Here is a 24,085-nt window from a genome sequence, read left to right on the forward strand (position 1 = left end):
TAACTCAGTCCTTATTTTCGCGTTGCGCACCAGAGGGCGACTGGTCCCGAACACCGATATGGCGTTCCCAAAGGTCCGGCCGCCTTAGCCGTGTATCTGCCTCCGCCTGTTGTTTCCGCCAGGCGGCGATCTTCGCATGATCCCCCGATCGCAACACTTCGGGAATCCTGCGCCCCTCCCATTCGACCGGTCGGGTATAATGCGGATATTCAAGAAGCCCCGTTTCAAAGGATTCCTCGACACCGCTGGAAGCGGCGCCCATTACACCGGGAAGCAGGCGGATGCAAGCATCCAGCAGCATCAGCGCACCCATTTCCCCGCCGGACAGGATGATGTCGCCCATCGATATCTGCTCGATCGGCCGGGCCTCGAAAATCCGCTCGTCAAAGCCCTCGAACCGCCCGCACAGCAAGGTCACGCCGGGACCGTCCGCCAGCGCCCGGATCCGTGCCTGGGTGATCGGCGTGCCGCGCGGCGTCATCGCCAGGATCGGCAGGGCGGGCCGCTGCGCCAGCGCATGGTCGATACCGCGCGCCAAGATGTCGGGCTTCAGCACCATGCCCGCGCCGCCCCCGGCCGGCGTGTCGTCGACGGTGCGATGCTTGTCGGTCGCAAAGCCGCGCATCTGGATGGGATCGCACGACCATTTCCCCTCGGTCAGCGCACGTCCCGCAAGCGACACGCCCAGCGGCCCGGGAAACATCTCGGGATAAAGGGTCAGGATCTGGGCCGCAAAGCTCATCGCCGGCGCGCCCCCAGTCGGGCGGCGGACAGGCCGCCAACCAGGCAGAGTGCACCGCAGCCCATCATCACGAAGCCGATCATCCGCAGCATGTCGGCAAAGGGCCGTTCGGGATGCAGCATACCTGGCAGCAGCACCAGCAGCGGCAGGGGACAGACCAGCCCGATCGCCACCAGCCCCTTCACCCAGAGCGGCCAGCCAAGGCCGAACAGCCGCCAGCCCCCGGCCAGCATCATCAGCAGATAGATTGCGGTCAAAATTTGCGCCATGGCTGCGCGCCTAGAGCATTTTCGCCGCAGGGGGAACTGTCGATCGCGCCCCGCTCAGGGCGCCTTGACCTCCAGCTTCAGCTCCTGGATTTCCGCGTCGGCCGTCGGCGCCAGCAGCAGGCTGCCCGCCACCCGCCCCTTCTCGCAGGTCCAGGTGAACTTGCCCGACAGATTGCCCGTCGCGCTCAGCGGTGCATCGACCGCGCAGCTACCGACCTCACCCTTCAACGCCGCCAGACGCTTGCCCCAATGCACCGCATCGGCATCCATCAGGAAATTCATCGCCAGATTGTCGCGGGCGGCCAGCACATCGCCCGACGCATAGATGCGCCCCGCCGCGGCATAGCCCTGCGCCAGCAGCGGACTGACCGTCACGTCCCGCGCGATCAGCGCTCCCGCCTTCTGCAACAGCATCGCCGCATCCCAGGCGGCGCCCGCCCCGCCATTATAGGTGCGATTGGTGAAGACGAAGATGCCGACACCATAATCCGGCATCAGCATCACATGGCTGCCATAGCCGGGATAGCCGCCGCCATGGGACAGGGTCAGCCCCAGGTCGCAATCCTGCGCGATCCGCATGGCAAAGCCATAGGCCGCCGCCTGACGGCAGGCGGTCGCCCCGCTCTTGCCGTTGCGCTGGCCGACGCTCATGAAATTGCTACCCTCCGCCAGCATCCGCACCGACGCCCGGCTGACCGGACCGCTCTCCGCATCGTCGCGCGGCGGCCAGGCCGACAGCAGAAAGGCCACCCAGCGGGCATAGTCATTGGCACTGGTCTGCAGCCCCCCCATCGCGCCAAAGGCGCCGTCGGCCATGTCGGGCTCGCGCTTCCAGCGCCCATCTTCCCAGCGATAGCCGAGCGACCGCCGCGCAATCGGCCATTCACTCAGCTGATAGCCGCTCGACGCCATACCCAGCGGAGTCAACAGGCTCTGCTCGACATAGCGGCGATAGGGCATGCCCGAGACATTGGCGATGATCCGCCCCAGCAGCGCATAGCCGAAGTTGGAATATTCATAATGGGTCGCCGGCGCGCTGCTCATCGGCACGCCCTGCTCCAGCATCCGGGTGAAGTCCGCGTCGGGCAGCGGCGTCTGCCGGTCGCCCCACGGATTATCGTCGACAAAGCCCGCGCTGTGCGTCAGCAGGTCGCGGATGCGGATTCGCGGACTATCCTTGGTCGCATAGGTCCAGCCGCGCATTTCCGGCACATAAGCCTCGGCCAGATCATCGAGCGAGAGCTTGCCCTCCTCCCGCAGCTTCAGGATCGACAGGGCGGTGAACGCCTTGGTCATGGATGCGATGCGGAACAGGCTGTCGGCCGTCACCGGCCGCTTCTGCACCAGATCCTGCGCGCCAAAGCCCTTCACATGGACCAGCCTGCCATCGGCGACGATGCCATAGACCATGCCCGGCGCATGGCTATCGACCTGGAAATCGGCAAAGAGACGGTCGATCTCCGGGATGGCAGCATCGATCTTCCTGGCATCGGCAGCAACCGCCGGCGCAGACAGGATGGACAGAAGTCCCGACAGGGCCACCATGCGCACAGCCATGGTCATCATGCGCTCCAATCCTCCACTGTCAGGCCGGGAATATCGGCGAAATCCTTTTCGTTGCGCGTCACCAGCACCATGGCCGACGCCATCGCCTGCGCTCCGATCAACCGATCGAACCCCCGACGACGCACCCCCACCAGGCGCACCATCTCGGCATAGGTGTGCGCCGCCGCATCATCGAACGGCAAGATATTCAGCAGCGCCAGAAATGTATCGACGCGCCGCAGGTCGCCGACCGGATCGCTCGAGCCGCGATTGCCGACCCGCAATTCGGCAGCGGTGACAGCGGAAACCGACAGGCGATCGAACTCGGCCGCCATCCGCTCGGCCAGACGGGCGCTCCGTCCGAGCAGGAAATCAATGCAAACATTGGTGTCGAGCAGATAAGCGACCTGCGTCATGCCGCAGACGACGCCGGCCCGGTCCAATCGCGATCCCCCTGATCGATATCGCCGCGCCCTTCCGCCATGAAGCCGGCCGACATGCTGCCGAACAGGGACAAAAGGATGTCGCGCTGCTGACCCTGCTTCCAGAAGGAAAAACTGCCATCGGCATGCGGTATCATGACGACTTCCTCGCCGTCATTCAGCCCCAGGCTCTTGGGCAGCCGCAAGGCCAGGCTGTTGCCCGACTTGAAGACCTTGGCCCGATATTCTTCGCCCATGGAGAAGCTCCGTATATACGGAGCGTATATACTATTCGGTAAAAGCCGCGTCAATCACGGCGCCGTCCTCGCTCAGCACCACCACATGCATCGGCGCCATGAAGCGCTTGCCGGGCTTGCCCTCGATCGACGGACGCTGCACCTCGATGATGTCACCGGCGCCGAAATTCTCGACCGCGATGATCTCGCCCAGCGTTTCGCCGGTGCTGCTGGTGCAGGGAAGGCCGACCAGGTCGGCATGATAATATTCGCCCTCGGGCAAGGCCGGCAGGGCGGAACGCGGGACGGTCAGCGCCGTGCCGCGCAAGGCTTCGGCCGCGCCGCGATCGCCGATCTCGGCAAAGCGGGCCACCGCGCCATTGGGGCCGGGGCGCACCGACTTCAACGTCAATGTGCGCCCCGCCGCATCGAAGCTCTTGTAGCTTTTCAGGGCCTCGGCCCCTTCGCCAAACAGCTTCAGACGGACTTCGCCCGCCACGCCATGGGCACCGATGATCGCGGCCAGGGTGACGGGCTTGTCGGTCAAGAGGATCAGCCCTCGGCCTGCTCGGCAGCAGCTTCCTCGGCGGGAGCGGCTTCTTCAGCGGCCGGAGCAGCGGCAGCGGCAGCGGCTTCGCGCGCAGCTTCTTCAGCTTCGGCAGCCTTCGCAGCGCGGTCTTCAGCGCGGTCCTTGGCCTTCTGGCCCGGCTCTGCCTTCTTCGGGTTGTTGCGGGCAGCGCGCTCCTTCACGCCGGCGGCGTCCAGGAAGCGGGCAACGCGGTCGGTCGCCTGGGCGCCGGCGGCAACCCAGTGCTTCGCACGCTCGACGTCGATGATGACGCGCTTTTCGTCGCCCTTGGGCAGGACGGGGTTGTAGCTGCCGATGCGCTCGATGAACTTGCCGTCACGCGGGGCGCGGCTGTCGGCCACGACGATGCGGTAATAGGGGCGCTTCTTGGAGCCGCCGCGCGACAGACGGATGGAGGTTGCCATGGAACTAGACCTTTCTATTCAAACCAAATTACGGAAATTGCTTATTTCTTCATGAAATTCTGAAAGCCGGGCGGAAGCTTGGGCATGTTGCCGCCCAGGCCACCAAGGCCACCCAGACCCGACAGGTCGGGCGGACCGCCCTGCCCATCCGCGCCGCCCGGTCCACCCAGGCCGCCCAATCCACCCATGCCACCGCCGGTGAACATCTTGGCCAGCCCCTTGAGGCCGCCCATCTTGCGGATCTTCTTCATCGCCGATTCCATTTCCTGATGCATTTTCAGGAGACGGTTGACGTCCTGCACGGTGCGGCCGGCGCCCTTGGCGATACGGATCTTGCGCTTGGCGTTGATCAGCGCGGGCTTCTCGCGCTCCTTGGGGGTCATCGACCCGATCATCGCGTCCAGATGCAGCAGCGTCTTGTCGTTGGCACCGCTATTGGCCATCGCCGCCTGCGCCTTCTTGAGGCCCGGCAGCATGCCGGCCAGCGCGCCCAGACCGCCCATGCGGCGCATCTGGTTAAGCTGGCTGCGCAGGTCGTTCATGTCGAACTGACCCTTGGCCATCTTCTTGGCCAGCTTGTCAGCTTCCTCGGCGTCGATCGTCTCAGCGGCCTTCTCGACCAGGCTGACGACGTCGCCCATGCCCAGGATGCGCTGGGCAACGCGGGCCGGATGGAAGGGTTCAAGTGCGTCCAGCTTTTCACCGGTGCCGGCGAACTTGATCGGACGGCCGGTGACCGCGCGCATCGACAGCGCGGCGCCGCCACGGGCATCGCCGTCCATGCGGGTCAGCACGACGCCGGTCAGCGGCACCTGCGCGGTAAAGCTGGTCGCGACATTGACGGCGTCCTGGCCGGTCAGCGAGTCGACCACCAGCAGGATTTCCGCCGGATTGGCGACGTCGGCAACCGCCTTCATCTCGTCCATCAGCGCCTGGTCGACATGCAGTCGGCCGGCGGTGTCGAGCATGACCACGTCGAAGCCCTGCAGCTTGGCCGACTGCAGCGCGCGCTTGGCAATCTCGACCGGCTGCTGGCCGGCGACGATCGGCAGGGTCGCGACATCGATCTGGGTGCCAAGGACGGCAAGCTGCTCCTGCGCGGCCGGGCGCTGGACGTCGAGCGACGCCATCAGCACCTTCTTTCGCTCCTTGTCCTTCAGGCGCTTGGCGATCTTCGCGGTCGAGGTCGTCTTGCCCGAACCCTGCAGGCCGACCATCATGATGACGGCGGGCGGGGTCACGTCGATCAGCAGGTCGCTGGTTTCGGCGCCCAGCGTCTCGGTCAGCGTGTCGGAGACGATCTTGACGACCATCTGGCCGGGCGTGATCGACCGCAGCACATCGCTGCCGACGGCCTTTTCGGTCGCCTGATCGACGAACTGGCGAACCACGGGCAGCGCCACGTCGGCTTCCAGCAGTGCGACTCGCACTTCGCGCATCGCGGCACGGACATCGTCCTCCGTAAGCGCACCGCGCCCACGCAGCTTGTCGAATACCCCACCGAGACGATCGCTTAGCGAATCGAACATCATCACCTCAATTCGGGCCAAGGCCCGGAAAATCCATGCACCACCCCAAAACGACAAAATCGCCGGCGGGCGAAAACTCGCCGGCCAGCGTCCATTCGATATCCCTCTTGGATATCCTGGAGTCGTCAGGTTTCCAGGACCAGAGTCCCGGATGCAGGGCGCCCCTTAAGCCAAAGCGGCCGCAAGCGCAAGTGCGCTATCCCGCAGCCAGCGCGGCAGCCGCCCCAGTGACGATCGCCGTGCGCCCCAGCAACTCGACCAGCAGCAATCGCCCGGCGATCACCGCCAGCCCCCAGCGATAGGCCGGATGCACCGCGCCGCGCAGCCCGGCATCGGCGCGCATGGCGATCCCGACATAGAGCAACTGCATCAGCGTCGCGCAGGCGCCCGCCCATGGCCCCAGCAGCGGCATCGGCAATATCCGGCCGAATGCCGGCTCCATCATCGCGATGGTCCCGCACAATATCAGCCGCTTGTGCCAGTCGCTCCGCTGCCGCAGCAGGATCGCCGCCAGCGTCAGCGCACCAAAGGCCAGCATGTCGAGCGGCCCCAGCACCAGGAATATGCCCGGCGGAAAAAAGGGCGGCGCCCGCCCCATCTGCACCGCCAGGATGGACGTCGCGATACCCCAGGGGATCAGGAAACAGGCAAGCCCGGCCGCAACCCAGCCCAACTGGCGATGGAGATCGGTCCGCCGCTGCGCCACCAGCAGCGCCTGCGCCAGGAACAGCAGCGTCCAGGCCAGCAGCGACAGCGCATGGACATGCACCCACCAGGGCACGGTCGCCACGTCGACATAGCCGCGCAGGGCAAAGCTGCCGAAGCCGCCAACCACGGTGACGGCGACCAGCGCCGCCATGCCGGTAAAGATGCGCCGTTCCCGCGCCTGTCGCTCCACTGCACCGATTGCCGTCGCCATTGCGTCGACCTCCCGCTCTTTGGCAACAATAGCGCAGCAACCACGCCCAATATTGTAAGAAGTCGCCACGTTCCGGCTCGGCGCTTGCGCCCGCCCGTCGTTTGCGCCAGCAAACCCGCCACAGACCGCATAACAGGGGGAGCTTTTCTATGAGTTGGACACGTCGCAAGCCGATGGAGGCGATGACGCCCCAGGGAGGCGGCCACAGCATGGCGCGCACCCTGTCCTGGCCGCATCTGCTGGCGCTGGGCGTCGGCGCGATCGTCGGCACCGGCATCCTCACCCTGATCGGCGTCGGCGCCGATCGCGCCGGCCCGGCCGTCCTCATCTCCTTCGCCATTGCCGGCGCGATCTGCGCCTGCGCCGCGCTCGCCTATGCCGAACTGTCGACGATGATGCCGGCGGCGGGCAGCGCCTACAGCTACTCCTACGTCGTGCTGGGCGAAGGCATTGCCTGGATCGTGGGCTGGAGCCTGATCCTCGAATATTCGCTGGTCGTCTCGACCGTGGCGGTCGGCTGGTCGGGTTATGCCGCTCCCCTCCTCACCCCGCTCGGCTTTCCCGAGGCGCTGACCAAGGGGCCGGAGCTTGGCGGCCTCATCAACATCCCCGCCATCTTCATCATCGGCGTCGTCGCCGCCCTGCTGATGTTCGGCACGCGCGAAAGCGCCCGGCTCAACACGCTGCTGGTGCTGATCAAGATCGCGACCTTGAGCCTCTTCGTCTGGGTCGCCCTGCCCGCCTTCGACGCCCAGCATCTCGAACCCTTCATGCCCTTCGGCTTTGCCAAGCATATGGGGCCTGACGGCATCGAGCGCGGCGTGATGGCCGCCGCCGCGATCATCTTCTTCGCCTTCTACGGCTTCGACGCGATCTCGACCGCGGCCGAGGAAGCCAAGAATCCGGACCGGGACCTCGCCATCGGCATCGTCGGCTCGCTGATCGTCTGCACCCTCATCTATGTGCTGGTCGCCGCCGCAGCGGTGGGCGCCATGCCCTTCACCCGCTTTGCCGACAGCCCGGAACCGCTTGCCCTCATCCTGCGTGAAATGGGCCAGGGGTCGATCGCCCGGATCGTCGCGATCGCCGCCGTCATTGCGCTTCCCACCGTGCTGCTGGGCTTCCTCTACGGCCAGAGCCGCATCTTCCTGGTGATGGCGCGCGACGGCTTCCTGCCGCAATCGCTCGCCCGCATCTCGAAGCGCGGCACCCCTGCGCGCATCACCGCCGTCACCGCCGTGCTGGTCGCGGTCATCGCCGGCGTGCTGCCGATCGACCAGATCGCCGCGCTCGCCAATGCCGGCACGCTGATCGCCTTCACCGCAGTGGGCGCCTGCCTGCTGATCCTGCGCCGCCGCGCGCCGGACCTCAAGCGCCCCTTCCGCACCCCGGCAGCGACGCTGGTGGGCCTGGGCGCCGTGCTCGGCTGCGCCTATCTGTTCCTCAGCCTGCCGATGAAGACCATCTATGCCTGCCTGATCTGGAACGCGATCGGCCTCGCCGTCTATTTCCTCTACGGCCAGAAGCGCGCCTCAGCCGCCCGCTAGGGCCAAGGTCCGCACAAAGAAAAAGCCTCCCGTCGCGACAGCAACGGGAGGCTTTTTCTTTGCCTCGAACAGGGCAGCGCTCAGTGCGCCGCCGACGTGTCCACCGGCCCGCTGGGCTTGGGCGCCAACCAGACGATCACCGCCGCCGCAAACAGCACCAACGCGGAGATGAAGAAGACATAGTCGACCGAAATGGCGATCGCCTCCTGCTCCACCAGATTGGATATGGTCTGGCGGATCTGCTCGGTCGTCATCCCCATGCCCGACAGCGCGCGCTGCGCATCGTCGGGCTGCAAGGCGCCGGCCAGTTCGTTGCGCGACACGCGCTGGCTGTCGCTCCACCCGGTCAGCACCAACGACGTCGCGATCGCGATCGCCATGGTCCGCAGGAAGTTCTGCAGGCCGGCGGCCGACGCGGTCTCGCTCGGCGGCACCGACCCCAGGGTCAGCGTCGTCAGCGGGATCATGAAGAAGGGCATGGCAAAGCCCTGCACGAACTGCGGCAGCGCCAGTCCGAAAAAGTCGATGCCGCTGGTCCAGTGCGCCCGCCACAAGGTCATGCAGCCCAGCCAGAAGACCGCGCCCGAAATCATGATGCGCGGATCGACCTTGCCGGTGAAACGCGCGGCGAAGGGGGCACTCATCACCGCCGCCATCGCCGTGAAGGCGGTGACGATGCCCGACCAGGTCGCGGTATAGCCCATCGACATCTGCAGCCATTGCGGGATGACCACGATGCTGGAGAAATAGGCGCCGAAGGCCAAAGCCAGCGTGAAGACGCCCGATGAGAAGCCGATATGCCGGAACACCCGCAGGTCGACGATCGGATGCTCCTCGGTCAGCTCCCAGATGATGAAGACGATGAAGCCGATGCCGGCCAGGATGGCGAGCGTCAGGATCAGCGGGTCGGAGAACCAGTCATGGTCGCGACCGATGTCCAGCATGACCTGCAGGCAGCCGATCCAGAAGATCAGCAGGCACAGGCCGATCTTGTCGATCGGCTGGTGCGCCGTATCGGTTTCCACCGGCCGCAGCATCGCCATCGCCGCGAACACGCACAGCGCCGCGATCGGCAGGTTGATGAAGAAGATCCAGTGCCAGCTCCAATTGTCGCTGATATAGCCGCCGACGATCGGCCCCATGGCCGGCCCCAGCAGCGTCGTCATCGCCCACAGGCCCATGGCGCGCGGTCGCATTTCCGGCGGGAAGATGCGCAGCAGCAGGGTCTGCGACATCGGCATGATCGGCCCGCCACAAATGCCCTGCCCCAGGCGCGCGGCCACGATCATGCCCAGCGTGGTCGACAGGCCGCACATCATCGAGAAGAAGCCGAAGCCGATCATCGCCCAGATGAAGGTCCGCACCACGCCGAAACGCAGCGCCAGCCAGCCGGTCAGCGGCACGCAGATCGCCTCCGCCACCGCATAGGATGTGATGATCCAGGTGCCCTGGTCGCCGGAGATGCCCAGATTGCCGGCGATATGCGGCACCGAGACATTGGCGATGGTCAGGTCGAGCACGACCATGAAGTTGCTCAGCGCCAGCACCAGCCCGGCAAGCGTGCGGGTGCGTGGCGAAAGCAGATTGAAGGTTTCGGGACCGCTCACGCGCTCGCTCCCTTACTTGCCGGCCAGATCGATCTCGACTTCGGTGGACAAGCCCACGCGCAGCGGATGCTCTGCCAGTTCCTTGGGGTCGAGCGCGATGCGCACCGGCAGGCGCTGGACCACCTTGATCCAGTTGCCGGTCGCGTTCTGCGCCGGGATCAGCGACAGCGACGAACCGGTGCCGCCGGAGAAGCCCACGACCTTGCCATGATAGACGACGTCGCCGCCATAGATGTCGGCCACGACCGTGGCGGGCATGCCCACCTTCACATGGCGCAGCTGGCGCTCCTTGAAATTGGCGTCGACATAGACCTGCGACAGCGGGACGATGTTCATGATCGGGCTGCCCTGCGCCACGCGCTGGCCAATCTGGACCGCACGCTTGGTCACCACGCCATCAACGGGCGCGCGGATGATCGTGCGCTCCAGGTCCAGCTTGGCATTGTCCAGCTTCGCCTTGGCGATCATTACCGCGGGATCACTTTCCTCGGTCGAACCGCGGATCAGCGCGTCATTGGCGGCCAGCTGGCCGGTGGCGGCATTGCGGGTCGCCTGCGCGGTCTCGACACCGGCACGGGCCAGGTCCAGCGCCGCCTTGGCAGCCGCATAGGATTTGCGCGCCGCGGTGACTTCGTCACCCGAAACCGCGCCGCCCGCGACCAGCGCCTCGCGGCGCTGCAGGTCGATGCGGGCCTTGTCGAAATCGGCCTGCGCGGTCGCCAGCTGGGCACGGGCCTGGACGATGTCGGCGCCACGCGCCTCGACCTGCGCCGACAGCGAACCGCTGGTCGCGCTGGTCTGGCGGAAGCGGCGACGGGCATCGGCCAGATCGGCCTCGGCCTGCTGCAGCGCGATCTGCGCATCGGTCGGGTCCAGCTTCACCAGGATATCGCCACGCTTCACCGTCTGGGTGTCGGTGACGTTGACCTCGATCGCCTGCGCCGACAGCAAGGGGGTCACCTGAGCGACCTCCGCATTCACATAGGCATTGTCGGTGCTGACATGGTTGCGGCCGATCAGGAAATACCAGGCCGCCCACAGGACACCGACCACCAGCACGGCGATCGCCAGACGGGTCAGCCAGGTCTTGCGGGCATTGCCGCGCTGCTCGGCCAGTTCGGGGGAAGTTTCGGTGGCGGCATCAGCCATTGGGTCGATCCTTGGACTGAGCGTCGCTCGCGGCAAAGCCGCCGCCGAGCGCGCGAATGAGGGCAATATCGAGAGAGAAGGCGCTCGCTTCCAGCTGCGCGACGGACTGACGCGCCGCGAGCAGCTGGTCTTCGACGTTCAGCACGTCGAGATAGGTGGAAAGCCCGCCCTTGTAGCGCTGCTGGGCGACGCCATAGGCATCCTGCGACGCGGTCAGCGCCGCCTTGGCGTCGGTCAGCCGCTGGTCCAGCGTCCGGCGGCTGGTCACAGCGTCGGCGACGTCCTGATAGGCGCCCAGCACCGTCTTGTCATAGCTGGCGACCGCCTCGTCATAGGTCGCGCGCGCACCGCGATACTGGCCGCGCAACTGCCCGCCATGGAAGATCGGCAGGCTGATCGCCGGGCCGGCGCTGCCGAACAGCGAATCCTTCTTGAACAGATTGTCCGCGAAGGATGTCGAACCACCCGAAGCACCGGTGCCGGTGAACAGCGTTTCATACCCCAGCGACTGGACGCCGATCAGGGCGCTCAGGCTCACCGCCGGATAGAAGGATGCCCGCGCCACCTTGATCCGGCTGGCTGCGGCCTGCGTCCGGGCCAGCGCGGCGGCGACGTCGGGGCGACGCGCCACCAGATTGGTGGTGACGTCCGCTGGCAGACCCAGCGGCGCCAACTGGCCGATCTGCGGCCGGGTCATCGCCAGGCCGCGGTCCGGCCCGGCGCCGATCAGCGCGGCGATCTGATGCTGGCGCAGTTCGATCGCCACGCGGGCGGCCGCCAGTTGCGCCTTGGCCGAGGACACGGTGGCGTCGGCCTGGCGCACGCTGCCACGCGTTTCCAGGCCATTCTGTCGCCGGTCGGCGACCAGCTTCTGGCTGGCCGTGCGGATTTCCAGCGTGCGCTCCTGGATTTCCGCCTCGTCATAGAGGCGGGCCAGGTCGGCATAGGCATCGGCAATCGCAGTGGTCAGCGCCAGGCGTGCCTGCTGCGCGTCGATCTCGGCCGCGCGGGCCTCCGACGTGGCGGCCGCCAGCGACGCCCGGTTCTTGCCCCACAGGTCGATGTCCAGACCAAAGTCCAGCCCGACCTTGCCGGTGCCCAGCCAGCCCTGCGGCACGAAATCCTTGGGCATGCCCATATTATAGCTCTGCTTGGTCACGCCGGCATTGGCCGTGGCGTCGACCGTGGGCAGCAGCGCCGCGCCCGATTGCTGGGCCATCGCCGTCGCCTGGCGGAAGCGCGCCAGCGCCACCGCCATGTCGGGCGAATTGCGCAGCCCCTCCTCGATCAGCGATGTCAGCTGCGGATCGCCATAGGCGCTCCACCAATTTTCGCTGGGCCAGGCGACCGTGTCGGCGCTCAGGCTGCGCCCAGCCTCCACGCTCTGCGGCGCGCGAATCTCGGGCTTGTCGCCCAGATCGGGTATTGAAGCACAGCCGGCCAGAAGCAGCGCTGTCACTGCAATACCGCCGGTGCGAATGGAAAAACTGATGCGACTCACGGACATATCCAAACCGTACCATCCAGTATGAAAATCGCCTTTGCCCCGCCGTACCACCCTTGTCAATATAAATAGCGTACTCTATGGTACGCTTATATGACATGCCCGGAAAAAGCTTTAGCCCCCAGTCGTCGGGAGGCCCGCCGCCTCGACCGGCGCCAGACGATATTGGAGGTGGCTGCCCGGCATTTTCTGGAAAATGGCTATGCCGCGACCAGCATGTCCGCCATCGCCGCCATATTGGGCGGGTCGAAGGGCACGTTGTGGAATCATTTCCCTTCCAAGGAGGAATTGTTTCGCGCGGTTCTCGAAAATGCGACCAGCACCTATCGCGCGCGGCTTTCGGAAATATTGGACCCCGGCGGCGACCTCCCCTCGACGCTGCATCGCACCGCGCTCAGCCTGCTCGAAAAGGTGACATCGCCCGAAGCGATCGCCCTGCACCGGCTGATCGCGTCGGAAGGTGGCCGTTTCCCGGAAATGAGCCGCATTTTCTATGAAATGGCGCCCAGCCATACCCGGATGCTGCTCGCCCGTTTCCTCGAAGGGGCGATGGACCGCGGCCAGTTGCGCCGCGACGACCCGGACAAGGCCGCCCGTGTGCTGATGCGCCTGACGACATCGGGCTGCCATGAACTGCTGCTGCTCAGCCAGATCGAACGGGTCACGCCGCAACAGATGGAAAGCGACGCCGCCTTCGCCGTCGACATTTTCCTGCGCGCCTATGGCGCCGAAGGCATGGCGCGTTAACCATTTCTTTGCCGCCAGCTTCTATCCTGCCGATCGCAGGAGTTGCTATCCAATGCCGTTTTTCAAGCGCAAGCCCCTTCATCAGATCATCGCGCAGCAGCCCGAAAGCGGGGCCACGGCCTCGCGTCGGCTGCGCGTGCTGCTGATCGACGAGAATGCGACCGCCCGCGCCGTCATCGCCCGCCGCCTGTCGCGGCTTAACTATGACGTGGTGCTGGCCGAAAACGGCTTCATCGCCCTCAACCTGCTGGTCACGCGTCCGGTCGACCTGATCCTGATCGACATGGACCTTTTGATGCTGCCCGCCGTGGCGACGATGAAGCGCATTCGCGCCACCGCGCTCGCCCCCCATGCCTGCATCGTCATGCTGACCGGCCGCATCGACAGCCAGTCCGCCGTCGAAGTGCTGGAAGCCGGCGCCGACGACCATATCGTCAAGCCATTCGATTTCGACCTGCTCGATGCGCGGCTGCGCCATCTGTGCGCGCGCGCCGAACGGCTCGGCATGCTCAGCCGGCACAATGCCGAACTCGATGCCCGCATCGCCCGCCGCGCGGTGGAACTGGGTGAAACCCGCGACGCCCTGCAGGAAATGCAGCTCGACCGCGCCCGCCTCGTCTCCTCGATCCAGGCCTTGCAGGATGAAGTCGCCCGCCTCAGCGCGCGGCAGAACTGACCCACAGACTGAGGCCGGTTTCAAGCCGTTCGGGCGGACCATCCGCCGCGATCCGCTCGGCATCCGCCCGCGCCCGGTCCAATATCGCCGGCGCCACCGACCCATCATGATAGACCCGGTCGGCCAGCGCCAGCATCCGCGCATCGCGCACGGTCAGGTCGTCGGGATCGGCCGACGACAGCCGGACAAGATATAGCTCGCCATTGTCCGCCTCCGGGCCCTCCGCCAGCCAGAAGTCGACATCCGGATCAAACCCCAGCGGATCGATCGCTCCGCCCGGCGCCAGCGCCTTGCCGATCGCCTGCCGCCGCGCGCCGGCATCGGGCCACAGGTCGCGCAACCGCCCCCGCGCCGCAAACAGCGCCCGCGCCAGATCGCCCAGCCCGCTCGGCAACAGCGCCTCGATCCGCTGCCGCAGCGCCGCCGCCAGCCCCGCCGACGCCCCACCCGTGCCGATCGCGATCAGCACCGGATCGCGATCGACGATCGCCGGCAGGGTGAAATCGCACAGGTCCGGCTTGTCGGTCGCATTGACCAGCACGCCGCGCGCGCGCAGTCGCGCCACGACCGCCGCGTCGCCATCCGACACGATCGCGACCCGCGCATCCGCATCATCCTCGCCGACGATGCGCGCGCCGGCGCGCTCCAGCAGCCGGCGCTTGGCATCGGCCGCCTCGCCCTGTCCGGTCAGGATGACCGCCCGCCCCTCCAGCCGCAGAAAGACGGGCAGGCTGTGCATCAGCCAGCCACCCAATCGGGGATATGGTCGCCCGCGATCAGCGCCTCGATCGGCGGGCGCGCGCGGACCACCGCCCATTTGTCGCCCGACACCAGCACCTCGGGGGTCAGCGATCGGCTGTTATAGGTGCCCGCCATGGTCGCGCCATAGGCGCCGGCCGTCATGAAGGTCAGCAGGTCGCCGGCCGCCACCACGTCCATGTCGCGGCCCATGGCAAAGGTATCGCCGGTTTCGCACACCGGCCCGACCACGTTCGACGCGATCCGGTTGCCGTCCGGCGCCACCGCGCGGATATCGTGCCATGCGTCATAAAGGCTGGGGCGCATCAGGTCGTTCATCGCCGCATCGACGATCACGAACGGCGCCTGCGCGCCCTGCTTGACGCGGATCACCTTCGACAACAGCACGCCGGCATTGCCCACGATCACCCGGCCCGGCTCGAACATCAGCCGCGCATCCCAGCCCTGCGTCACTCGCGTGACCATCGCGCCATAGTCGGCCGGACTCGGCGGCAGCGGCTGCGACGGGTCGTAGGGCACGCCCAGGCCACCGCCCAGATCGGCGGTGCGGATGTCATGGCCCGCCGCGCGCAGCTGCTTGATCAGCGCGCCGACCTTGACGAAGGCCGCCTCCAGCGGCGCCAGGTCGGTCAGCTGGCTACCGATATGCACGGCGACGCCCTGCACATCGAGACCCGGCAGGTCGCGCGCGGCGGCATAGCTTTCCAGCGCCCGGTCATAGGGGATGCCGAACTTGTTTTCCGACTTGCCGGTCGAAATCTTGGCATGGGTGCCGGCGTCGACATCGGGGTTGATGCGATAGGCGACCGGCGCCTTCTTCCCCATCGACAGCGCGACCTCCGACAGCATTTCCGCTTCCGGTTCGCTTTCCAGGTTGAACTGGAAAATGCCCAGCTCCAGCGCCAGCTTCATTTCCTCGGCGGTCTTGCCGACGCCGGAAAAGACGATGCGATCGGCCGGAATGCCCGCGGCCACGGCGCGCTGCAATTCGCCGCCCGACACCACGTCCGCGCCCAGCCCCAGCTTCGCCAGCGTCGCCAGCACGGCCGCATTGGGATTGGCCTTCACGGCAAAGGCGATCAGCGGATTGTCGAGCTGGGACAGCCCTTCGCGGAACACGCCGACATGGCGTTCCAGCGTCGCGGTCGAATAGACATAGACCGGGGTGCCGACCTGCTGCGCAATTTCCGTCATCGGCACCTGCTCCACATGCATGGTGCCGTCTACATAATCGAAATGGTCCAAGGTCTGATCCTTGCGGGAATAGGGACTATTGTTGCGGCCGGCTTTCCGGCGGCAGGTCGAACTCGTCATTGCCGCGCTGGCGCGACTGGGTCAGCAGTTCGACATTACGTTCCGGGCGGGCCTGGGTGCCCGGATCCATCATGTCGGCGGCGGTCGGCGCGGTCGCCGCCCCCACCGGCACGGCGGGCAATTTCTGGCCCGCCACGGGTTTGAGCGATTCACGGCCACCACAGGAGGCCAGCGCCAGCGCCATTGCCCCGATCATCAGCCCGTTGCGGACATGCCGTGCCATCTGCCTCACTCCTATGTCGCGCGCGCCGCGGCGATCCGCGCGCGCACCTGATCGGGCGCCGTGCCGCCATGGCTCTTGCGGCTGGCGACCGACGCATCGACCGTCAATACCGCATAGATGCGATCGTCGATACGCGCATCAATGGCCTTGAGCGTTTCGAGCGGCAGGTCGGCCAGCTGCACGCCGGCCTCTTCCGCCGCCGCCACGGCACGACCGGTGATATGATGCGCCTCGCGGAAGGGAATGTCGCCCTCGCGCACCAGCCAGTCGGCCAGGTCCGTCGCGGTGGCAAAGCCGCTTTCGGCGAGGCCGCGCATCCGGTCGGTGCGGAACGTCACCGTCTCGATCATGCCGGTCATCGCGGCGATCGACAGGCCCAGCAGGTCGTGCGCCTCGAACACCGGCGGCTTGTCGTCCTGCATGTCCTTGGAATAGGCGAGCGGCAGGCCCTTCATCGTCACGCACAGCGCATTCATGCAGCCCATGATGCGGCCGGCATGGCCGCGCACCAGTTCGGCCGCGTCCGGATTGCGCTTCTGCGGCATGATCGAGCTGCCGGTCGAATAGGCGTCGGGCAGCTTGACGAAGCCGAAGGGCTGGCTCGCCCAGATGATGAATTCCTCGGCCAGGCGCGACAGGTGCAGCGACGCCTGGGTCGCGGCCATCAGATAGTCGAGCGCGAAGTCGCGGTCGGACACGCTGTCCAGGCTGTTGTCGGTCGGCTTGGCAAAGCCCAGCGCCGCCGCCGTGGCATGGCGATCGATCGGGAAGCCGGTGCCGGCCAGCGCGGCGGCGCCCAGCGGGCATTCGTCCAGCCGCACGCGCGCATCGGCAAAACGGCTACGGTCACGCCGCACCATTTCATAATAGGCCATCAGATGATGGCCCAGCGTCACCGGCTGCGCCGACTGGAGATGGGTGAAGCCCGGCATCACCGCATCGGCATGTTCCTCGGCGCGGGCGAGCAGCGCCTGCTGCAAGCCGGCCAGGCCCGCCATAACTTCATCCATGGCGTCGCGGACCCACAGGCGGAAATCGGTCGCCACCTGGTCGTTGCGGCTGCGCGCGGTGTGCAGGCGTCCGGCGGCCGGGCCGATCAGTTCGGCCAGCCGCGACTCCGTGACCATGTGGATATCTTCCAGGTCCAGATTGACCGGAACGCCATTGGCTTCATATTCCGCCGCGATCCGGTTCAGCCCCTCGGTGATCGCCTGCGCATCCTCGCCATCGACGATGCCCTGCTTGGCCAGCATCGCGACATGCGCCTTGGACCCGGCGATATCCTGTTTCCACAAGCGCTTGTCGAAGGGGATGGAGGCATTTATCTCACGCATGATCGATGCCGGGCCGGCCGCGAACCGGCCACCCCACATGCTGTTGGAGCCTGCTTCCATGATATCGTCCTTGCGCTCGGTAATGACACTGCTCCTGCTGGCTGGGCTGGCGGCATGCGATAGGCAATCCCCGCCCGCGGGGCAAGCCAATGCGAGCGCCAGCGGCAAGGTGACGGGCGACGAGGTGCAACCCGCTGCCGGCGGCAGCGCCAAGGGTGATTTCAACTACACGATCGACCGCAGCAAGGCGGGCACGCCCGCGCCGACCTTCGCGTTCGAAAATCCGCAGGGCGGCACGGCGACGCTGCAGGACTTTGCCGGCCGGCCGCTGCTGGTCAATCTCTGGGCGACCTGGTGCGCACCCTGCGTCGCGGAGATGCCGACGCTCGACGCCCTCGCCGCACAAAGTGACAGCGAAGGTGACAGGAGCCTGGCGGTATTGACGATCTCGCAGGACGTGCAGGGCCAGGCCGCAATCAAGCCATTCTTCGCCAAGCACAAGCTGCCCCACCTCAAGGGCTGGACCGATCCGGAGAACAAGCTCGGCCTGGGCTATGCCACCGGCGTCCTGCCGACCACCGTCCTCTATGATGCCAAGGGCAAGGAGGTTGCGCGCGTGGTCGGAGCCATGGACTGGACCGGCGCAGAGGCCCGCAAGCTCATCGCCATGGCCAAGGGCGAATGAGGCACAAGTAAATCAACAACGAACCAGGATCAAAAATCCTCCATTCCAGTTGATTGCAAAACGCATCAATGTCGATGCATTACATATAATTGCACAGTCCGGCAGCACCGCAATAAGCTAATGAATCCTGACACGGAAAAATTGCAGAAACATTTCATTTTTACTTAAATTTTGTGCGGCGCAATAGAGGATAGTTCGCAGATCATTCGTCACCCCCTATGTCGATATAATGACAAAATCAGGGGGCATCGAATGAATAGACTATCTGCTCTAAAAATTTCTCTGATCGCCGCATCATCCTGGTCGGCCTGCGCCATGGCGCAGGAAGCACCGCAGGAACCGCAGGCCGATGAAGGTGCAGCCATCATCGTTACCGGCACCCGCGCAACCGGCATGCAGGCCGCGGAAAGCGCCGCGCCGGTTCAGGTCTTCGGCGAGGAAGCGCTGAGCCATGTCGGCCAGCCTAACCTCAACCAGGCCCTGACCCAGATGGTGCCAAGCTTCACCGCCCAGACCCAGGGCACCGACATGTCGAACTTCTCGCTGTCGGCCCGTCTGCGTGGCCTGAGCCCCAACCACACGCTGGTGATGGTGAACGGCAAGCGTCGCCATGGCTCGGCCATTCTTCAGGTCATCGCCGGTCCGTTCCAGGGTTCGGCCGCCCCCAGCATCGACCTCATTCCGCCAGATGCCGTATCCCGCATCGAAGTGCTGCAGGATGGCGCCGCCGCCGTCTACGGCACCGACGCGATCGCCGGCGCCATCAACATGATCCTCAAGGATGACAGCGAAGGCGGCAGCTTCAAGGTCACTGGCGGCCAATATTACAACAGCGAGGGCGAACTGTTCTCGGCTTCGGGCAATGTCGGCTTCAAGCTGGGCGAAGACGGTTTCTTCAACCTGACCGGCTTCCATCGTCGCCAGAACTACACCTCGACCGGCACCGGCCAGGTGACCATGTCGGACATTGATGGCAATCCCTATGTGCCGACGGCCGGCACCTATCCGGGCTCGTTCGGATCGACCAACAATTATTATGACCCCGCCTGGGCTGGCCTCGACCTCAACGGCATCAACGGCGGCCAGGCCAAGTCGCAGCTCAACCTGCTCTTCTACAATATGGGCTATGATTTCGGCGGCGTCGAACTCTACAGCTTCGGCGACGTGTCGCGTCGCGTCGGCTATGCCAAGCAGGGCTATCGTCCGCCCAACCGCATCTGCGCCAGCACCACCGACACCAGCACCTGCTTTGGTGACACCGGCACGTTCGGCATGGTCCCCCAGCAGAAGGTGGAGCAGAAGGAATATAGCTTCACGGTTGGCGCCAAGGGCGAATTTGGCGGCGGCTGGAACTATGACGTCAGCACCACCTATGGCTATGACCAGAACAAGATCTGGACGATCGAATCCGCGCATCGCGCCATGTGGATCGAAAGCTACACGGCCGCACAGAATGACTCCAGCATCACGCCCTACACGCCGACCGACGCCTATGACGGCGGCTTCAAGCTTAGCCAGCTGACCAACACCCTCGACATCCGCAAGGAATTCGACGTTGGCATGGCCGAACCGCTGACCCTGGCCTTCGGTGGCGAATATCGTCGCGATACCTATGAAATCGTCGCCGGCGACTTCGCATCGACCTACAAGGAAGGCGTCCAGTCCTTCCCCGGCTACAAGGATGTCGATGCCGGCAAGCACAGCCGCAGTTCGAAGGCTGGTTACATCAACCTGATCGCCAGCCCGGTCGAAGGCTGGACCATCGACCTTGCCGGCCGCTACGAAGATTATAGCGACTTCGGCGACACCACGATCGGCAAGATCACCACCCGCTACGACTTCTCGGATGCCTTCGCGATCCGTGGCACGGCCAGCACCGGCTTCCGTGCGCCCACGCTTGCGGAATCCTTCTACTCGACCGTCAATGTCGGCCCGACCAGCGCGGTGCTCCAGTTGCCGGCCGGTTCGCCAGCCGCCATGCTGCTGGGCTTCAATGCCCTGCGTCCGGAAAAGTCGACCAACTTCTCGGCAGGCATCGTCCTGCGTCCGGCTCCCAAGCTCGCGATCACGATCGATGGCTATTATATCAAGATCAAGGATCGTATCTCGGCAACGGCTTCGCTGCCGGCCATTCAGGGCGGTCTGCCCGTCGCCGGTGCGGAAGATATTCTCGCGGCGATCGCGTCCACCGGCCTGGTGCTCGACACCGGCCTGCAGACGCTGGGCGTGGCGAGCTTCACCAACCTGATCGACACGGAAACCTATGGTGTCGACTTCTCGGCCAACTATGTCGTGCCGCTCGACTTCGGCAAGCTCAACCTGTCGTTGAACGCGAACTACAACAAGACCAAGATCACCGACAACAAGAACACCAGCCTGTTCAGTGCGCAGTCGGAAAGCTACATCGAAGACGCTTCGCCCGACTACAAGATCGTCGCCGGCATCAACTTCGCCAGCGGCCCCTTCTCGGCCAATCTGCGCCAGACCTTCTACGGCAAGACCAGCATCCTCGTCCGCTCGGCCCTTTCGGCAGCGGCGATGAACGGCCAGCCGCTTGAACGTGACGGCGTGGTCAAGGCGACCGGCATCACCGATCTGGAGCTGGGCTATGACTTCACCGATTATGTGAAGTTCTCGATCGGCGCGAACAACCTGTTCGACAAGCGCCCCGAAAAGCCCAAGCTGCTCAGCGGCGTGACCGTCCTCCCCGGCCAGTCGCCCTATGAGAACGGCTCCACCAGCTGGAACTCCTATTATGGTCACGGTGCCTATGGCTCGGCCGGTGGCTATTACTACGCCCGCGTAGACTTCAAGTTCTGATAGGCTAGAACTGAAGGGCCGGTCTCCCAGGAGACCGGCCCTTTTGCTTTGTTCGCGGTCTGAAGCCGGTCGGCATGACCGGCGGCTCGCAGGACGCGGCAACAATGATAGGGATGTGGATCGATGCCTCGATCCCCATCAGGGGGAAGCGAAAACCATGACCGACCGTCCGGACACTCTCAGCCGCCGCATGCTAATGCGCGGCGTCATGGGCGCGGCGGCAATAGCCGGCGCGGCACCCGCCCTCGCCCAGCGCGACCGCAAGGTGGCGATGAGCGATGATCCCAAGGCCATGGTCGCCACGCTGACCGACGGCATCTTCATCAACAGCAACGAAAACCCGCTCGGCCCCGCGCCCGCCGCGCTGCAGGCGCTGTCCGGGCTCGATCCGCTCGCCGGCCGCTATGGTATGGCCTTCGCCTCGAAGCTGGAAAGCCTGTTCGCTCGCCAGAACGGCCTGGCACCCGACCAGGTTCAGGTCCATCCCGGCTCCTTCATGCCATTGCGCTCGGTCGCGCTGACCTACTCGTCGAAAACCCGCCCGATCGCCTATTTCGAGCCGACCTTCGATCAGGGCTTCCTGGGCAAGGGCAACCAGCCGGTCACCCGCGCCGTCGCCCTGCCGCTGGCCGGCGACTTCACCGCCGATGTCCGCAAGCTGCTGGCCGCCGCGCCCGACGCTGGCGTCTATTATCTCTGCAACCCCAACAACCCGACCGGCCTGCCCATCCCGCGCGCCGACATCGAATGGCTGCTCGCCAACAAGCCGGCCGGCTCCGTGCTGCTCGTCGACGAAGCCTATATCCATTATAGCGACGCGCAGAGCTGTCTCGACCTGGTGGCGAAGGGCGCGGACGTGCTGGTCACCCGCACCTTCTCGAAAATCTACGGCCTGGCCGGCCTGCGCTGCGGCCTGATCGCCGGGCGCAAGGATCTGCTCGACGGCATGGCCGACTATGGCGTCAACATCACGCCGATGCCCGCCGTGGTCGCGGCCGAAGCCAGCCTGCTCGATCCCACGCTGCTGCCCCAGCGCAAGGCCTATAACAAGGCGGTGCGCGACGATCTCTTCGCCTGGCTCGATGCCCGCGGCCTCAAATATCTCCCCTCGCAGACCAGCTTCGCGATGATCCATGTCGGCCGCCCCGGCGCCGATGTCACCGCCGCCCTCGCCAAAGAGAAGATCTTCATCGGCGGCCCGCGCAAGCATATGGACGATTGGGTCCGCGTCTCCTTCGGCACGCCGGCCGAGATGCAGGCGTTCAAGACCGCGCTCGCCCGGATCATGGCATGAGCCTCAGCCGGCGTCAGGCACTGGGGGCAGCGCTCGCCGTGCCGCTGGCGGCACAGGCCGCTCGCGCCGTCGCCGCACCGCCATCGCTGCCCGACAAGGCCAGCTTCGCAGCCACCCCGGTCGCCTATCTCGACAGCGCCTCCACCCATCCGGTGAGCCTCAGCGCCAAGGCCGCCGCCGACGCCTATCTCGCCGGCCGCACGCTCGATCCCATCGCCGCCGCGCGCAAGCCGGTGGACCGCGCCGCGCCGATCGCAAAATTCGCCGCGCTGATGGGCGCCGATGCGGACGAGATCACCTGGGTTCAGTCCACCACCATGGGCGAGCAGGCGGTGCTGCGCGCACTGGGCTTCCCGCATGATGGCGGCCGCGTCGTCACCGACACGCTCCATTTCTACGCCGCCTTCCCCATGTATCAGGAAATGGCGAAACAGGGCGTCGATGTCGCCTGGGTACAGGCGCGCGAGGGCCGCATCGCGCCCGAGGACATGGCCCGCGCCATCACGCCGGGGACGAAGCTGGTCAGCGTCTCAGGCGTTTCCACCTATAATGGCTTTCAGCATGACCTGAAGGCGATCAGCGCCATGGCGCACAAGGTCGGCGCGCTGGTCTATGCCGACATCATCCATGCCGCCGGCGCGGTGCCGATCGACCTGCATGACAGCGGCGTCGATTTCGCTGCCTGCGCCACCTATAAATGGCTGATGGGCGATTTTGGCCTGGGCTTCCTCTATGTCCGGCGCGACGTCGCCGACCGACTGCCCCGCAGCGAATATGGCTATTATGGCTTTGCCGCGCCCGGTGCGCCGCCCGGCATCGGCCTGTCCCCACCGCAGACCCATGTCTTCCCGCTCGATCCGCCCGGCGATGCGCCGACCAGCTATGTCGCCCGCCCCGGCGCGCTCGGCCATTTCGCCACCGGCACCTATGCCCAGGCGATCAGCGCCATGCTCGATCATTCGATCAGCTACATCTCGACCATCACCGTGCCGGCGATCCAGGCCCATGCCCAGCAACTGATCGGCCAGTTGCGCGACGAGCTGCCGCGCAAGGGCTATCGCCTCATCACCCCGCCGGGCACGACCAGCCCGCTCTTGAGCTGCGTCCTGCCCAATGCGAAGGGCCTGCTCACCGATCCGCTGGCGCGGGCGCAGGTCCGCATGTCCGTCCACGACAATTATTTCCGCATCTCGCCATCGCTGTTCAACGATGACAGGGATGTCGAACGGCTGATCGCCGCCCTGCCCCGCGTCTGATCCTTTTCGGAGCCTTATGATGAAAAAGCTGCTCGCCCCCGCCCTTCTCGCCAGCCTCATGATCGCCGCCCCCGCCGCCGCGCAGAAGCCGCTGCCGGCCAAGCTGCCCTTCTCGCCCGCGATCCGGGTCGGCGACATGCTCTATATGTCGGGCCAGATCGGCCAGGTGCCCGACGGCATGGACCCGCACAAGGAAGGGTTCGACGCCGCCGTCCGCAACGCGATGGATTCGATCGGCAAGATATTGAAGGACAATGGCCTCGACTTCGGCCATGTCGTCAAATGCACGGTGATGCTGGACGACATGGCCGACTGGCCGCGTTTCAACACCACCTATGTCAGCTATTTCGAGGGCAAGCGCCTGCCCACCCGCAGCGCCTTCGGTGCCGACGGCCTGGCGCTGGGCGCCCCGCTCGAAGTGGAATGCCTGGCGTCCTTCAAATAGGCCAGCCGGGCCTCGCCTGGACCGTCACGGGCAGGCGAGCGTCCCGTCTTTCCTACACGCGCTTTTCCTG

Annotated in this window: 24 protein-coding genes; 8 read left to right on the forward strand and 16 right to left on the reverse strand. The window is 65.7% G+C overall.

Going from position 1 to position 24,085, the window contains the following annotated elements; all coding sequences use genetic code 11:
- Window positions 1–4: 4 nt before the first annotated feature.
- The 9 genes from trmD to ACI6S0_RS12860 form a co-directional block, all read right to left on the reverse strand.
- Window positions 5–742 carry a tRNA (guanosine(37)-N1)-methyltransferase TrmD gene (trmD, locus tag ACI6S0_RS12820; RefSeq protein WP_434403276.1) on the reverse strand — a complete coding sequence of 246 codons (738 nt, stop codon included), beginning with the start codon at window positions 740–742 and terminating at the stop codon, window positions 5–7.
- The gene (locus tag ACI6S0_RS12825) at window positions 739–1,011 is read right to left on the reverse strand and encodes a hypothetical protein (protein WP_434403277.1); all 273 of its coding nucleotides are present in this window, start codon (window positions 1,009–1,011) and stop codon (window positions 739–741) included. Before ACI6S0_RS12825 ends, trmD begins: the two co-directional genes overlap by 4 nt.
- 54 nt (window positions 1,012–1,065) lie before the next feature.
- Entirely contained in the window at window positions 1,066–2,577 is a 1,512-nt protein-coding gene (locus tag ACI6S0_RS12830; protein WP_434403278.1) for a serine hydrolase domain-containing protein, read from the reverse strand.
- Window positions 2,574–2,999, reverse strand: coding sequence for a type II toxin-antitoxin system VapC family toxin (locus ACI6S0_RS12835; RefSeq protein WP_185703993.1), 426 nt, complete (start codon window positions 2,997–2,999; stop codon window positions 2,574–2,576). Before ACI6S0_RS12835 ends, ACI6S0_RS12830 begins: the two co-directional genes overlap by 4 nt.
- Window positions 2,969–3,235 carry an antitoxin gene (locus ACI6S0_RS12840; protein ID WP_004208096.1) on the reverse strand — a complete coding sequence of 89 codons (267 nt, stop codon included), beginning with the start codon at window positions 3,233–3,235 and terminating at the stop codon, window positions 2,969–2,971. Before ACI6S0_RS12840 ends, ACI6S0_RS12835 begins: the two co-directional genes overlap by 31 nt.
- Window positions 3,236–3,266: 31 nt before the next feature.
- Window positions 3,267–3,761 (reverse strand): ribosome maturation factor RimM, encoded by a 495-nt coding sequence (rimM, locus tag ACI6S0_RS12845; RefSeq protein WP_004208097.1) that lies wholly within the window; start codon window positions 3,759–3,761, stop codon window positions 3,267–3,269.
- A gap of 5 nt (window positions 3,762–3,766) precedes the next feature.
- Window positions 3,767–4,207 carry a 30S ribosomal protein S16 gene (gene rpsP / locus ACI6S0_RS12850; protein WP_004208098.1) on the reverse strand — a complete coding sequence of 147 codons (441 nt, stop codon included), beginning with the start codon at window positions 4,205–4,207 and terminating at the stop codon, window positions 3,767–3,769.
- A gap of 41 nt (window positions 4,208–4,248) precedes the next feature.
- Complete coding sequence (ffh, locus tag ACI6S0_RS12855) at window positions 4,249–5,739, reverse strand: signal recognition particle protein (protein WP_037490422.1); 1,491 nt, start codon at window positions 5,737–5,739, stop codon at window positions 4,249–4,251.
- A 193-nt stretch (window positions 5,740–5,932) separates the two neighbouring features.
- A complete protein-coding gene (locus ACI6S0_RS12860; RefSeq protein ID WP_434403280.1) occupies window positions 5,933–6,655 on the reverse strand; it encodes a hypothetical protein in 723 nt (240 codons plus the stop codon).
- A gap of 149 nt (window positions 6,656–6,804) precedes the next feature.
- On the opposite strand from ACI6S0_RS12860, the gene ACI6S0_RS12865 reads away from it, so the two are divergent.
- On the forward strand, window positions 6,805–8,202 hold the full coding sequence (locus ACI6S0_RS12865; protein ID WP_004208103.1) for an amino acid permease: 1,398 nt from the start codon (window positions 6,805–6,807) through the stop codon (window positions 8,200–8,202).
- A gap of 80 nt (window positions 8,203–8,282) precedes the next feature.
- Here ACI6S0_RS12865 and ACI6S0_RS12870 read toward each other — a convergent pair whose 3' ends face one another.
- Genes ACI6S0_RS12870 through ACI6S0_RS12880 form a run of 3 tightly spaced genes read right to left on the reverse strand, consistent with a single transcriptional unit; the run spans window position 8,283 to window position 12,465 of the window.
- Window positions 8,283–9,809, reverse strand: a complete 1,527-nt coding sequence (locus ACI6S0_RS12870; protein ID WP_004208105.1) for a DHA2 family efflux MFS transporter permease subunit — start codon at window positions 9,807–9,809, stop codon at window positions 8,283–8,285.
- A 12-nt stretch (window positions 9,810–9,821) separates the two neighbouring features.
- Window positions 9,822–10,958: an EmrA/EmrK family multidrug efflux transporter periplasmic adaptor subunit gene (locus tag ACI6S0_RS12875; protein ID WP_434403281.1), complete on the reverse strand. Its 1,137-nt coding sequence runs from the start codon at window positions 10,956–10,958 to the stop codon at window positions 9,822–9,824.
- A complete protein-coding gene (locus tag ACI6S0_RS12880) occupies window positions 10,951–12,465 on the reverse strand; it encodes an efflux transporter outer membrane subunit (protein WP_017501881.1) in 1,515 nt (504 codons plus the stop codon). Before ACI6S0_RS12880 ends, ACI6S0_RS12875 begins: the two co-directional genes overlap by 8 nt.
- A 90-nt stretch (window positions 12,466–12,555) precedes the next feature.
- On the opposite strand from ACI6S0_RS12880, the gene ACI6S0_RS12885 reads away from it, so the two are divergent.
- Complete coding sequence (locus tag ACI6S0_RS12885; RefSeq protein ID WP_026109325.1) at window positions 12,556–13,209, forward strand: TetR/AcrR family transcriptional regulator; 654 nt, start codon at window positions 12,556–12,558, stop codon at window positions 13,207–13,209.
- A gap of 52 nt (window positions 13,210–13,261) precedes the next feature.
- A complete protein-coding gene (locus ACI6S0_RS12890) occupies window positions 13,262–13,885 on the forward strand; it encodes a response regulator transcription factor (protein ID WP_010336807.1) in 624 nt (207 codons plus the stop codon).
- On the opposite strand, the gene ACI6S0_RS12895 is transcribed toward ACI6S0_RS12890, so the two are convergent.
- From ACI6S0_RS12895 to argH, 4 genes are read right to left on the reverse strand one after another with little or no spacing between them, the layout of a single operon-like run.
- Window positions 13,866–14,624 carry a siroheme synthase gene (locus tag ACI6S0_RS12895; RefSeq protein ID WP_434403282.1) on the reverse strand — a complete coding sequence of 253 codons (759 nt, stop codon included), beginning with the start codon at window positions 14,622–14,624 and terminating at the stop codon, window positions 13,866–13,868. The two genes, ACI6S0_RS12890 and ACI6S0_RS12895, sit on opposite strands and share 20 nt — an antisense overlap.
- Window positions 14,624–15,889 (reverse strand): diaminopimelate decarboxylase, encoded by a 1,266-nt coding sequence (gene lysA / locus ACI6S0_RS12900; protein ID WP_097384273.1) that lies wholly within the window; start codon window positions 15,887–15,889, stop codon window positions 14,624–14,626. The genes ACI6S0_RS12895 and lysA overlap by 1 nt, the downstream gene beginning before the upstream one ends.
- Before the next feature lie 25 nt (window positions 15,890–15,914).
- A complete protein-coding gene (locus ACI6S0_RS12905; protein ID WP_004208112.1) occupies window positions 15,915–16,181 on the reverse strand; it encodes a hypothetical protein in 267 nt (88 codons plus the stop codon).
- 11 nt (window positions 16,182–16,192) lie between these two features.
- Window positions 16,193–17,554 (reverse strand): argininosuccinate lyase, encoded by a 1,362-nt coding sequence (gene argH, locus ACI6S0_RS12910; RefSeq protein WP_434405946.1) that lies wholly within the window; start codon window positions 17,552–17,554, stop codon window positions 16,193–16,195.
- 43 nt (window positions 17,555–17,597) lie between these two features.
- Here argH and ACI6S0_RS12915 point away from each other — a divergent pair, with 43 nt between their 5' ends.
- From ACI6S0_RS12915 to ACI6S0_RS12935, 5 genes are all read left to right on the forward strand, one after another.
- Entirely contained in the window at window positions 17,598–18,200 is a 603-nt protein-coding gene (locus ACI6S0_RS12915; RefSeq protein WP_434403283.1) for a TlpA family protein disulfide reductase, read from the forward strand.
- A gap of 252 nt (window positions 18,201–18,452) precedes the next feature.
- The gene (locus ACI6S0_RS12920; RefSeq protein ID WP_029547592.1) at window positions 18,453–21,020 is read left to right on the forward strand and encodes a TonB-dependent receptor plug domain-containing protein; all 2,568 of its coding nucleotides are present in this window, start codon (window positions 18,453–18,455) and stop codon (window positions 21,018–21,020) included.
- Between the two features lie 157 nt (window positions 21,021–21,177).
- Window positions 21,178–22,314 carry an aminotransferase class I/II-fold pyridoxal phosphate-dependent enzyme gene (locus ACI6S0_RS12925; RefSeq protein WP_434403284.1) on the forward strand — a complete coding sequence of 379 codons (1,137 nt, stop codon included), beginning with the start codon at window positions 21,178–21,180 and terminating at the stop codon, window positions 22,312–22,314.
- Entirely contained in the window at window positions 22,311–23,570 is a 1,260-nt protein-coding gene (locus tag ACI6S0_RS12930; RefSeq protein WP_434403285.1) for an aminotransferase class V-fold PLP-dependent enzyme, read from the forward strand. Before ACI6S0_RS12925 ends, ACI6S0_RS12930 begins: the two co-directional genes overlap by 4 nt.
- Before the next feature lie 19 nt (window positions 23,571–23,589).
- Window positions 23,590–24,015, forward strand: a complete 426-nt coding sequence (locus tag ACI6S0_RS12935; protein WP_004208119.1) for a RidA family protein — start codon at window positions 23,590–23,592, stop codon at window positions 24,013–24,015.
- Window positions 24,016–24,085: the final 70 nt, after the last annotated feature.

The organism is Sphingobium sp. DN12 (genome assembly GCF_051058005.1).
In the GTDB taxonomy this organism is placed as follows: Bacteria; Pseudomonadota; Alphaproteobacteria; order Sphingomonadales; family Sphingomonadaceae; genus Sphingobium; species Sphingobium yanoikuyae.